Here is an 11,842-nt window from a genome sequence, read left to right as displayed (position 1 = left end):
GGTCGGGCTTTGCCCGGCCAGCTCTTTTTGATTTAAAATACCTGCTCAGTTGTGATTTATGGTGCTGGGAGGCGCTTGTGGGCAAGGCTAAGGCTAAAGCGAAGAAAAAGACGACGGGGGCGCGGGCTAAGCGCGATCGTCGTCGGAAGCTCGCGACCGAGGCTCCCGCGTCTGCCGAGGAGCTGCTGGCGAGCGTGCCGGGACTCGACGCGCTGCAGGACGTTCCGGCGTTCGATGACCTGCCGGTCGATGAAGCTCAGCAGGCTGCCTTTGATGATTTTTGCGCACATGCCGAGGAGCCCGAGCAGATGCAGCTTGGCGCCGTGGTGCGCTTGGATCGTGGGTTTCCGCTGGTGGCGACTGCCGACGATACCTTCCGCGCCGAGCATGCCGTGGGATTTGCCAAGTCGCGCGGTGGGGACGAGGTCCTGCTGCCTGCCGTGGGCGATCGTGTGGCGGTGCGCCGCGCTCCCGGGCACGATATGGGCGTGATTGAATGCGTACTGCCGCGCCGTACGAGCTTTGAGCGTTGGCGCGGCCGTGCCCGCGGAGAGCGCCAGGTGCTCTGCTCCAACGTGGATAGCGTGCTAATCGTGCAGGCGCTCGGTGCCGGCGAGGTGCTGCTCGACCGTGTGGCGCGCTCGCTGGTGTTGGCGCTCGACTGCGATGCCGAGCCGGTGGTGGTGCTCACTAAGGCTGACCGCTGCGATGCCGGGGAGCTCGAGCGCGATCTGGACCGCGTGCGCCGTCTGGTGGGTCCGGACGTGCGCGTGATCGTGACGTCTTCTGCCGAGGGCCGCGGTCTGGACGAGGTCCGTGCCTGCGTGCCTGCCGGGAGCTGCGCCATGATTCTGGGCGAGTCGGGTGCCGGCAAGTCGACGCTGCTCAATGCACTGCTGGGCCACGATACGTTGGCGACCGGCGGTGTGCGCGAACGCGACGACCAGGGCCGTCACACTACCGTCGCGCGCGTGATGGTGGCGCTGCCGGGCGACGCCGGCGTGATCGCCGATGCCCCGGGTCTGCGCAGTTTGCCGCTCGTGGGTCACGAGCGGGGTCTGGCACGCGCCTTCCCCGAGATTGTCGAGGCATCGCGTGCGTGCCGGTTTGGCGACTGCACGCATACCCACGAACCGGGTTGCGCCGTTCGCGAGGCCGAGGACGCCGGGCAGATCGACAGCCTGCGTCTGGAAACTTTCCAAAATCTGGCGTCATCCATGCGCGTGAGCGCTCAAATGCTCGATCCCGATGTCCATCTGTAATTGATTTTTCCTATGACAGCCGTCTCCCAACTGTTCGGGAGACGGCTTTTTTGCTGCGGAAAAGCCTCGAAACATGCAGTTTGCTGACGTGCTGACCAAAACCTTGCCACGAGCTTGACGGGCTGGTCAGCTTTTGGTCAGCGATTGGTTTGACATCGAAAACCAAGATCGCGATTGCGCCGCTTTGCGCTCTGACCGCCCAGACAATGGTGGTACGGGCATTCGCCCGGCACTGCCATGAGAGGAGCGGCCGTGAACAAGAGCAAGCGCATCGCCATCAGTCTGGTCGCGGGCGTGCTCGCTGCGCTGCTCTGCATGGCTTACGGCTCGTCGATCCGCTCACGAGCCGAACAGGTCCAGGCTGAGACCTTGGCCAAGTACGGTGGCGATCACGTCGAGGTATGCGTCGCGGCGCGCGATATCGATGTGGGCGAGACCCTCGATGAGACCAATGTCATAACCCAGGAATGGCTGACGAGCCTGCTGCCGCGTGGCGCAGCGACCGAGCTGCGCCAGGTGCGCGGCGACGTGACGACTTCGCGTATTCCCAAAAACGCCGTGATCTGCAATGTCTACACCAAGGCCGAGAGCCACAAGCTCGAGGTGCCTAAGGGCAAGGTCGCCGTTTCGGTGGCGGTCGATGCCGAGCACTCGGTCGGCGGTGCCACGGGCGTGGGCAGCTACGTGGATGTGTATGTGCAAAAAGACGGCGTAACCGATCGGCTGTGCGGCGCGTACGTGATCGATACCAGTGAGGATTCCGGTGCCACGCGCGAGGGCAAGATCGAATGGGTGACGCTGGCGGCTGACCCCGAAGACGTCAAGGAACTGCTGGGCGCCTCGGGCAAGGGAACGGTCAGCTTGACGATTCCCGCCACGGCGCGCGGCAAAAAGAGCGGAGGCGACGAGTGATGAAGGCGATCTGGCTTGCGTGCTGCGCGTGCGGCGATTACGGGCTGTTGCAGCGGGAAGTCGAGGGCCGTGATGCGGGTGCACAGGTGCTTCGTGTGGGTGACCTGGACGGGCTGGTTTCCATGGCGCGGGCGTTTCCGTCGCGCCGCGGGGCTGCCATCATCGCGGCGTCTCTGTTTGATACCGAAGATGTGCGCAAGACTGTTGCGCGCCTGACGGCCGAAGGCCGCGTGAGTCGCGTGGTCGTGTTGATAGAAGCGCTCGATCCGTCGGATATCGAGGGGCTGTTTCGCGCGGGGGCGACCGAGGTCATCGCTGCACACAGTATATGCGGCAACGGGCGCGCGGGCGAGGGAGCGGTTGGTTCCGATCGGCGCATGACGATTGAGCCCGATGCTTTTGTTGATAGGGAACCCGGGGCGCCTCGCGCTACAAGAGGCCCGCGTGTTGATGATTATGGAAAAGCGGAAGCCGAGCATGGTCGGCGTCCCCGGAACCCCCTTGTATACGATGACGCTGGAGGGCCGGCGCAGCATGCTGGCGATTCCCCGGCTGTAGATATGGGATACGTGCACGGCGTGAATCTGGCGGATGAACTCGACGAAGTTGAGGGCTTTGCCGGGTGCGGCGAGTTGTCGCTGATGCAGCATGAGCAGATTGCACAGAACGAGCCTGCCTCGCAGACCGAACAAGCTGCCATGCCGGCTTGGACGCAGCGTGTGGTTGCGGCGGGGGAGACGGGGACGCTGTCACCGACGCCCGCCCCGCCGCCTCCGATGCCGCCGGCAGACGCTGCCGCTTCGCCGCATCGAGCTCCGGTCATCTGCGCCATTTCGGGTTCGGGCGGTTGCGGCAAGTCGACGATCGTTGCCACCATGGCACACACATCGTCGCTGTTGGGCTTGCGTGCCGCCGTGCTCGACCTGGACCTGATGTTTGGAAACCTTTACGACTTGTTAGGCGTCGATGCTCCGCGCGATATGGCGGCACTTATCGAGCCGTCGGCGGCGGGCACGCTCACCGAGCCGGATATCGTAGCCACATCGATGCGCGTGGCACCGGGCGTTACGCTCTGGGGTCCCGTCGCGGCGCCCGAGCAAGCCGAGCTCATGGCACGTCCGGTGGAGCTACTGCTTGATGTTCTGCGTCGCGAATCCGACGTGGTCTTTATCGATACCTCGGTCTTTTGGGGCGACGCCGTGGCGGCTGCGGTGGCGGCGAGCGACCGTTGCCTGGTCGTTGGCGATGCGGCGGTGTCGTCCGCGGCATCGGCATCGCGCGTCATTGAACTGGCAGGTCGAGTAGGTGTGCCGCGCACGCGCATGAGCGCCGTGTTCAACCGGTTCGGTGCGCGCGGGGCAGACGAGGACGTCGCCATGCGCTTTGAGATTGCCTGTGCGTTAAGCTCCAAGATTCGTATCGCCGATGGCGGGCAGGATCTCGCCGCGCTCATGGCGTTTGGGCGCGCTGACGAGGCAGTGGGGCAGACCAGCGCTTTTGCGACCAGCGTGCGCGAGGCCACGCGCGAGATGCTCGTGGAACTGGGGTGCGCCGTCGGCCCTTGGAGCGATATGGTCGCCGACCGTGCAACGCGCACCGAACGCCCGCGTATCCGCCTTCCCTGGTCGCGCGAGGGTGATCAGCGATGAGCCTGCAAACGAGGATTAAGGCTGCCGGCGCTGCGGCGGCGGCAGCGCCTGTAGATGCGGGGCGTCGCCGCGCCGTGAAACGACGCACCAAGCGCGCCGTGATGGACCGCATGGGTTACGACGAAGTGGCGCGTATCAGCGCCTATATCGACCCGGCACTTGCCCGCTCGGAATTGCGTCCTGCGGTGGAGGCGGCGCTCAATGTTGAGGAGCCGACCGATCTCGCGACGTCCGAGCGCGAGACCATCATCGACGAGATTTTGGATGACGTGGTGGGCCTGGGGCCGTTGCAGCCGCTCATCGAGGACGACACCGTTACCGAGATCATGATCAACGGCTGCCGCTCGGCTTTCTTTGAACGCGGCGGCGTCTTGTACCCCATCGAGCATGCGTTTGAGGATGATGAGCAGATCCGTGTGCTTATCGACCGCATTATCTCGCCACTTGGCCGCCGTATCGACGAGCGCAGCCCTATCGTCAACGCCCGCCTCAAAACGGGCTATCGCGTCAACGCGGTGATTCCGCCTGTGGCGATTGACGGACCGATTCTCACCATCCGAAAGTTCTCGGACCGTATCTGCTCGCTGGACGAGCTCGTGGGGTTGGGATCGCTGCCGCTTTGGTATGCGCAGCTGCTGTCGTGCGCGGTGTCGCTGCGACAGGACCTGGCGGTTGCGGGAGGCACGGGATCTGGTAAGACCACCCTGCTCAACGCGTTGTCATGTGAGATTTCCACCGGCGAGCGCATCGTGACGATCGAGGACTCCGCCGAGCTCAAGTTTGCACATCATCCGCACGTGGTGCGCCTAGAGGCGCGCGAGGCTTCAATTGAGGGCGAGGGCGCGGTGACGATCCGCGACCTGGTAACTAATGCCCTGCGCATGCGCCCCGACCGCATCGTGGTGGGCGAGGTGCGCGGTGCCGAGTGCTGCGACATGTTGCAGGCCATGAACACGGGCCACGACGGGTCGCTCACCACACTTCATGCGGGTTCAGAACAGGAGACCGTGGTGCGTCTGACGTTGCTTGCACGTTATGGCATCGATCTGCCGAGCGAGCTCATCGAGGAGCAGATTGCCATGGCGCTCGACGGCATCGTGATGTCCGAGCGTCACGCCGATGGCAGGCGTTTCGTCTCCTCGTATTCGGGGGTGCGACGCGCCGCATCGGGCGGCGTAGAGCTCGAGCGCTATGTGACGTTCGATGCCGCCGAGCGCACCTGGACGCTTGACCGCGAGCCGCCGTTTATCGCAGAAGGCCTGCGGTCGGGGACGCTCACACAAGAGGAGGTGGACGAATGGAGATCACTGTGCCCCTCGTCGTAGGGGGCTTGGCAGGGCTTTCTGTCGCGACGGCGTGCGGGGCGGAACCTCGTGTGCCGCAGGTACCGTCGGCGGAGCTGTCACGTCAGGCGCTCGAGACGGTGGCAGAGAAGCTGCCGCGTGAGCTGGTGGAAAACGATCTGCTGAAAAAGATCGCCCGTTCGTGGGCATCGCTGGCTCCGGCGCATCGCCTTGGCCTCGTGATCGAAGATGCTTCGGGACGTTTGGCGTTTCTGCTGCTATCGAGCGGTGTCTGCTGCGTTTTACTAACGATGGTGTCGTTATCGCCCCTCGGATTTGCCTTGGGACTTGTTGCTCCGTTTGCCGTCGGTGCCGCTCGGGATGGCTTTGAGAGCCGGCGCGAGCAACACGATGCAGAAGAGGCAATGCCCGAGGCGTTTACCGCACTTTCCATGTCGCTTGCCTCGGGACATTCGCTGGCCCAGGGCATGCGCTTTGTGGGCGCTCATGCGCAAGAGCCAGTGCATACCGAGTTTTTGCGGGTGGCGGCGGCGATCGATTGCGGCATCTCGGCGACCGACGCGCTCGATGACTTGCTCGTGCGTATCGACGCCCCCGGTCTTTCGCTTGTGACCTTGGCGCTTAAGGTGTCTCAGCGCACCGGCGCTCCGCTTGCCGACTTACTGTCCGAGGCGTCGAGCATGGTGGGGGAGCGCATTGAGCTCAAGCGCCGCCTGGATGTTAAGACGTCGCAGGCTCGCATGTCTGCGCATATGGTCGCGGCGATGCCGGCGGGCATGTGCGCGGTGTTGGCGCTGCTTTCGGCAGATTTTCGTCGCGGTCTTGCGACGCCTGCCGGCGCGGGCGCTGTGGTGCTGGGTCTTGCCCTCAACGCCGTTGCCCTGGTGGTTATCCGGCGCATTATGCGGGTGGAGCTATGAGCGCCCCGGTTGCAGCTGCGGCTTGCCTGTGCGCCCTGAGTGTATTTGTCGCGACGGGTTTTGATCGGGCGGATGCACGCAAGATCGCAGGGGCCTGCAAGCGCGAGGCGGTGCTGGTCGCTGCCGCGGGTCGCTCGGTGGTCGATGCTCTGACCGCGCGAGTGAAGGGCGCGGTTGGAGCGGGCGGCCCGGCGCGAGTGTCGCTCGGCGAAGTGTCCGAGATGATCGATGTTGTGCGCTTGGGTCTTTCGGCCGGTCTTTCGTTTGATGCGGCGCTTGAGATTTTCTGCGCCAACCGCCGGTCAGTGCTCGCTCTTCGCCTTGAGCGCGCCTGCATGGCGTGGCAGGTGGGCGTGGGCACGCGTGAGGACGAGTTGTTGGCCGCCGCGCGCGACCTGGACGTGCGAGCGCTCGAGACCTTTGCCATCACGGTGGGGCAGGCGCTCGCCCTGGGTGCCCCACTTGCCGAGACGCTGGCCGCTCAAAGTCGCGAGATCCGTGCGGCTCATCGCGCCGCGGTCGAGCGCGAGATCGAGCGTGCGCCCGTCAAGCTGTTGATTCCCACCGGCACGCTCATCTTGCCGGCGTTGCTTCTGTCCATATTGGGCCCGCTGCTGGGAGCAGGCGGGATGATGTAGGGAGGAATACATGAACACGATGACTGACGCTGCTGGCAAGGTCCAGGGCTGGGCGTTTTGCCGGGCGGCACATGTTCGTCAGCGCGCCAAGGAACTATTGCAGGAGGAGAGCGCACAGGGTACCACCGAGTATGCCATCTTGGTCGGCGTGCTCGTGGTGATTGCGATTATCGCCATCGTCGCATTTAAGGGCAAGGTCCAAGATCTATGGAACGCTATCAGCGAGGGCATCAACAGCCTGTAGAGGGCGAGCGCCCCATCGGGGTACTGCTGGTGTTTGCTTGCCTGGTCGTGGCGATAGCGGCGGTGCTTTGGGGGCTTAACGCCGCGCGGCAGCAGCGTCCTGGGACCGCCTCCGATTTGGGCTCAGATTCGGCGGTGGCGTCTCAAAAAGATGAGATGCGAGATGCGGACGATTCGGATGTCGCTGTCACGGCGCAAACCTTTCTGCGGACGCTCGACAAGCGGTCTGGCACTGCGACGGATTCGCCTGAGGGCAACGCGATTGCGGTCCGGCTTGCATGGTCCGAGGACCGACCGATGACCGAAGCGGCGGCGGATATGCTGCGTGCCTATCGCGAGGTACCCACGGCGCAACTTGCTCTGATCGGCTATCTCGACATCAAGGGAAACGTGTGGGGCGCCATCGTGCGCGACGAACGCGGCTGGGTCGATATGGTGACAATTGCCGCGGATGCTGGCGATGCTTCGTGTCGTCTGCGCGCCGTGCGCCTGAGCCCGCAGGCAACGGACTCAAAGGAGGGATCGTGAAATGCATGATGTCCTGCGTGAGGAATCTGCCCAGGCGACGGTCGAATACGCCATCGTCACGGTGGCGCTGTTATCGATCGTGCTGGCGATCGCGGGACTTTGGCGTGCCGGCACCGATGGGCGCTTGGCGGCGCTGGTTGAGCGGGCGGCATCCCATGGCGTTGCCTCGACGTCGGTTATCGACGCCGCTGCGGCCGCTAAGGACATCGCGTTGTATTGATGCCGCGCGCGAGGACCGGGCGCAGTCTACGGTCGAGGCCGCTTTTTTGCTGCCGACGTTTCTGACACTCATCCTTCTCGCGCTGCAACCGGTGTGCCTGCTCTATACGCGCGCGGTCATGGAGTCTGCCGCTGCCGAGACCGCGCGGCTCATGACCACGACGACGGCGGAGGACGACGATCTTAAGGAGTTCACCCGCCGCCGACTTGCCGCAGTGCCCAACGTTTCGATCTTTCATGCCGGCGGGCCGTTGTCGTGGGATATCGAGCTTGGCCGGGCCGGTGCGGGTGGCGTCTCGTCCGTGTCCGTTTCCGGCGAGGTCAAGCCGTTGCCTGTGATCGGTGCGTTTGCGCAGGCTATGGGTGGTACCGCCGAGGGCGGCTACGTTGAGCTCAAGGTCGATGTCTCGTATCAATCGCGTCCCGAATGGCTGGAGGGAGATTATGATTCGTGGATTGCTGCATGGGATTAGGCGCTGCCTGTTGCGGGTGACGCAAGGGTTTGCGGCCCGCCGTCGACCAGGCGCTCTCCGCAAACGAGGCGGCTTTATGGGTCGAGCCGGTATCGACCTGTTTATCGAAGACGGTGCCTACACCACGCTCTCCTCTGCGGTGGTCATCTTGGTGGTGCTCACGCTGCTGTTTTCGTCGACGGCGGCGATATGGAGCATGTCGCGTGCCGGGGATACCCAGGTGGCGGCTGATAGCGGCGCGCTGGCGGGTGCCAACGTAGTGTCGTCCTATCACACGGCTGCCACGGTGGTTGATGCGAGCATCTTGAGTCTGGGGCTGGCGGGGTTTGCCACGATCGGGACGGGCCTGGTCGCCATCCTTATCCCGGGTGCCGAGCCGGTTGCCGGCAATATGGTCGACACCGGGATTGAGATCATTAAAACGCGCAACAAGTTTGCCAAAAGCGCATCGGAAGGCTTACAGAAAATCGAGACGGCCCTGCCGTATCTGATCGCCGCGCGTGCCACGCAGGCGGTGTCGGCGCAGGATACCGATAGTGTGACCTATACCGGTACGGCGCTTGCCGTGCCCAGGACATCCGAGTCTGACTTCGCTGCGCTCAAAGGATCAGAGATCTCGACCGATACCATTAAAGACACATCAGATGATTTAGAGGGTGCGGCCGAGGAGCTGCGGAAGGCTTCTGAGGACACGGCGAAGGCTAAAGAGCGTGCTTGGCTGGTGGATTGTGGTGGGTCTGACAAGGGCTCGGTCGGCAGCTGTTCTTGCATGTGGGAGCGTGCGAAAAGCCTAACGGATCTCTCCGGTGTTCAAAATCCGCATTACTCATCGAGCGTTACGTGGGAGCCCCAAGTTGCCCTTGATCGCGCGAAGGACTACTACCATTGGCGTCTGACAAATGAGAAGCCCCACGGCTCGAGTGTCGAGATGAAGGCAGAGTCTGCGGCGCGTAAGGCGTTTTATACCTATGCGAGCGCGGAGGTCGATCGGGCACATATAACCGAGAACGGAGACAGGGTCTCCTCCTATATTCCGCTGCTGCCGCGCAACTCTGATGAGGTTCGGGCGACGGAACTCTATACCGATGCGGTGTGGCCGACTAGCGTGAACGATGACAAGGCGTATCTGCATTACGGGACGACCTGCCCTAACTATAAGAAAGGGACGCCGAGCGGATTTGCTTCGGTTGCCGATTACGATGGACAGGATAAATGCAGCAAATGCCATTTTGGCGTTTTGTCGCTTGGTGCCGTTGCGGCGCCTTCAACCTCTATCGAAAACGGCTTCGAGTATCACTTTGACAAGTTTAAAGACGCCCTGGAGGACTACGTCGACTGTCGCAACAAGGAGCTCGAGCTCGAGCGTCAGACCGAGGACGAAGCCGACCGTGCGGGCAATGCGTTTGACCAGGCCATTAAAGCGCTTTCGGGCGAGCGTCCGCGTATCGCTCCGCCCGGTCGCAACGGCGTGGTTGCCTTTGCGGTTTCGGGTGCCATCTCGAGCCCCGATGAACTCAACTCTTCGTTTAACACGGCAGTCAGGCTTGGCGATCGCGGTGCCATCTCTGCCGCGGTGCTGGCGCCCGATGAGGCGACGGCGCAAAACAACGTGCTTTCTCGATTTTTCTCGACATTGAAGGAACGCTCGGGCGGCGTTGCCGGTGTGCTCGACGGCGTCATGGATGTTTGGGGACGGCTGCTTGTGGGATACGGTGATATCCAAGGTTCGGCCGACGAACTTATGGGCGAGATGATTAAAGGCCTAGGAGGGGGCAGCGGCGCGTTGGGCTCCATCGCATCGTGGCTCGGCGATACCGTTTCGGCGTCCGTGGCGGCGCTGGGTCTGGAACCGTGCGACTTGCGCCTGCGAAAGCCAGTGCTGACCGATTCCGCCAACGTCATTAAGAGCCCGGGGTCTGACATTGCCGGTCTCTCTCAAGCGCAAGACAAGCTGCGAAGTATTCCGTTGGGCGTGACCGATCCCAAGGCGCTTTGCGAGGCGTTGGAATATCAAGTCGAACGCACCATCAGCGGCACGACGTTCACGCTTGCGGAGATTCCTCTGCCCGGCGGCGGCTCCATCCCGCTCACCGTCGATGTCGCCACGCTGGTTGGCGCTCTGGGCGGTGGGTCGTAATGAGTATCCGCATGCGTCTGCGCGAGGAGCGCGCCCAAGCGACGGTGGAGATGGCAGTGGTTACGCCCGTTTTGCTGGTGCTGGCACTCATCGTGTACAACGTCATGGTCTATGCCAGCGCTGTCGCGCGCTTCGACCGCGTGGTGCCCGACATCGTGTTGGCGCACGCCGTGGCGTCGGAGGGGGAGGGCGACGAAAGCTCTGTCGATGCCTCGGCGACGGTCCAGACTCAAATTCTGAATGCCATGGAAGGCTATGACTTGCAGATCGAAGTGTCGAGCGAGCAAGGCGCGGAGGCATCGGATGGTGGCCTGCTCTCCCTATCCGGTACGTTTAGGACCTACACCTGCACCATGCACTATGAGCCGTGGCCGACTTCTCTCAGCATCGCTGGCGTTCCGCTGGGGGCGCCGACAACGTTGTCGCACGAGCGCGCGGTGACGGTCGATCCATGGCGCCCGGGGGTGGTCATGTGACCGCGGTCTCGTCCTACATCGCCTACGCGCGGGCACTCAATAGGCTGGGTTGGACGCCGGCCGAGTTTGCGGTGGCGGAGTCGTTTGTCGTGCGCCTGCGCGGCATGCTGGGACGGCGTCCGGTTGCCGCCAACGGCCTGCCGCTCGTCATGGCGTTTCCACGCTGCTCTTCGGTCCACACGTGTTTTATGGCCTATCCCATCGACATCGCCTTTATCGATGCACGTGGCTATGTCCTCGTATGCTACGAAAACGTACGTCCCTGGCGTATGTGCTCCTGCCCCGGCGCCTGGGCCGTACTAGAGCGTCCTTCAATCATTGTTTCGACCCCTGCTCTCCAACGCGTGCCGGCTTAAGAATTGGCGACAGCGGACTTTCGTCATACGAAATTGGGTAAGATGGAGGAGAAGATGCATGGATGTTGAGATCCATCCCAACGCTAAAAAGCACCTGACGGAAAAGCAGGTGCTTAGCGCTTGGCTTGCGGTTACTGAGTGCATTCGTCGCGAGTCGAAGGACGAGCCGCCGAGATGGCTTGCGATTGGATGGCTCCCAGACGGACGAAGCGTGGAGCTTGTCGCGGTCGAGCTTCTCCGTGGGTGGCTTATCATTCATGCCTTGTCTCCAGTCCAGAAGAAATTTTGGCAGGAGATTGAACAGGCTCGGCAAAGGGGTCGATGATGGGCAAGACGTATACGGCCGCTAATGGTCAGGTTGTAACGGATGAAATGATTGACGCGTGGTGCGAGTCGTACGAGCGCGGAGAGTTTCCGGATGGCGAACATACCGTTGGTGGGATCGTGCATGGACGGCCCCCGCTCTCAGGTGAGGGGACGGCAACGTTGTCGGTCAAGATTCCTCTGGGAATGAAGGAGGCCATTCGTCGACGGGCGGCTGCCGAGGGGATGACGCCAAGTGAGTTTGCCCGTGCGGCTCTGAGCGAAAAACTTCTTGCTGCCGGCTGATGTCTCTGACGTGCCGATTTATAGAACCGAGGCTGTGCTGGTTGATTTCCGATCCCAACCGAACACATTGAGCTGACGGCACGCTCCCGCAGTTAACCGAACGCCCCCGAGGTCCT

At 62.9% G+C, this 11,842-nt stretch carries 14 protein-coding genes; all 14 read left to right on the top strand.

Annotated elements, in window-relative coordinates; genetic code table 11:
* Positions 1–308: 308 nt before the first annotated feature.
* The 14 genes from rsgA (at position 309) to GT571_RS08735 (ending at position 11,726) form a co-directional block, all read left to right on the top strand.
* Positions 309–1,262, top strand: a complete 954-nt coding sequence (gene rsgA, locus GT571_RS08800; protein ID WP_172674589.1) for a ribosome small subunit-dependent GTPase A — start codon at positions 309–311, stop codon at positions 1,260–1,262.
* A gap of 252 nt (positions 1,263–1,514) precedes the next feature.
* Positions 1,515–2,174, top strand: a complete 660-nt coding sequence (gene cpaB, locus GT571_RS08795) for a Flp pilus assembly protein CpaB (RefSeq protein ID WP_338400660.1) — start codon at positions 1,515–1,517, stop codon at positions 2,172–2,174.
* Positions 2,174–3,823: a nucleotide-binding protein gene (locus GT571_RS08790; protein ID WP_161156731.1), complete on the top strand. Its 1,650-nt coding sequence runs from the start codon at positions 2,174–2,176 to the stop codon at positions 3,821–3,823. Before cpaB ends, GT571_RS08790 begins: the two co-directional genes overlap by 1 nt.
* Complete coding sequence (locus GT571_RS08785; protein WP_161156729.1) at positions 3,820–5,148, top strand: TadA family conjugal transfer-associated ATPase; 1,329 nt, start codon at positions 3,820–3,822, stop codon at positions 5,146–5,148. Before GT571_RS08790 ends, GT571_RS08785 begins: the two co-directional genes overlap by 4 nt.
* Positions 5,121–6,047: a type II secretion system F family protein gene (locus GT571_RS08780; protein WP_161156727.1), complete on the top strand. Its 927-nt coding sequence runs from the start codon at positions 5,121–5,123 to the stop codon at positions 6,045–6,047. The genes GT571_RS08785 and GT571_RS08780 overlap by 28 nt, the downstream gene beginning before the upstream one ends.
* Positions 6,044–6,685: a type II secretion system F family protein gene (locus GT571_RS08775; protein WP_161156726.1), complete on the top strand. Its 642-nt coding sequence runs from the start codon at positions 6,044–6,046 to the stop codon at positions 6,683–6,685. Before GT571_RS08780 ends, GT571_RS08775 begins: the two co-directional genes overlap by 4 nt.
* Before the next feature lie 10 nt (positions 6,686–6,695).
* The gene (locus tag GT571_RS08770; protein WP_089572694.1) at positions 6,696–6,929 is read left to right on the top strand and encodes a hypothetical protein; all 234 of its coding nucleotides are present in this window, start codon (positions 6,696–6,698) and stop codon (positions 6,927–6,929) included.
* A complete protein-coding gene (locus GT571_RS08765) occupies positions 6,893–7,456 on the top strand; it encodes a hypothetical protein (protein ID WP_161156724.1) in 564 nt (187 codons plus the stop codon). Before GT571_RS08770 ends, GT571_RS08765 begins: the two co-directional genes overlap by 37 nt.
* 1 nt (position 7,457) lies before the next feature.
* Complete coding sequence (locus GT571_RS08760) at positions 7,458–7,676, top strand: hypothetical protein (protein WP_117563704.1); 219 nt, start codon at positions 7,458–7,460, stop codon at positions 7,674–7,676.
* Entirely contained in the window at positions 7,612–8,148 is a 537-nt protein-coding gene (locus tag GT571_RS08755; protein ID WP_117563703.1) for a TadE/TadG family type IV pilus assembly protein, read from the top strand. The genes GT571_RS08760 and GT571_RS08755 overlap by 65 nt, the downstream gene beginning before the upstream one ends.
* 76 nt (positions 8,149–8,224) lie before the next feature.
* Positions 8,225–10,285, top strand: coding sequence for a hypothetical protein (locus GT571_RS08750; RefSeq protein WP_161156723.1), 2,061 nt, complete (start codon positions 8,225–8,227; stop codon positions 10,283–10,285).
* Complete coding sequence (locus tag GT571_RS08745) at positions 10,285–10,761, top strand: TadE/TadG family type IV pilus assembly protein (protein WP_161156721.1); 477 nt, start codon at positions 10,285–10,287, stop codon at positions 10,759–10,761. The genes GT571_RS08750 and GT571_RS08745 overlap by 1 nt, the downstream gene beginning before the upstream one ends.
* Complete coding sequence (locus GT571_RS08740; RefSeq protein ID WP_271728806.1) at positions 10,758–11,117, top strand: DUF192 domain-containing protein; 360 nt, start codon at positions 10,758–10,760, stop codon at positions 11,115–11,117. The genes GT571_RS08745 and GT571_RS08740 overlap by 4 nt, the downstream gene beginning before the upstream one ends.
* Before the next feature lie 324 nt (positions 11,118–11,441).
* The gene (locus tag GT571_RS08735) at positions 11,442–11,726 is read left to right on the top strand and encodes an ATP-binding protein (protein WP_035137167.1); all 285 of its coding nucleotides are present in this window, start codon (positions 11,442–11,444) and stop codon (positions 11,724–11,726) included.
* Positions 11,727–11,842 lie beyond the last annotated feature (116 nt).

This window comes from Collinsella aerofaciens (assembly GCF_009876115.1).
Classification (GTDB): domain Bacteria; phylum Actinomycetota; class Coriobacteriia; order Coriobacteriales; family Coriobacteriaceae; genus Collinsella; species Collinsella aerofaciens_N.
The sequence above is the reverse complement of the archived record's forward strand: the minus strand, read 5'-3'. Positions and strand labels throughout refer to the sequence as shown.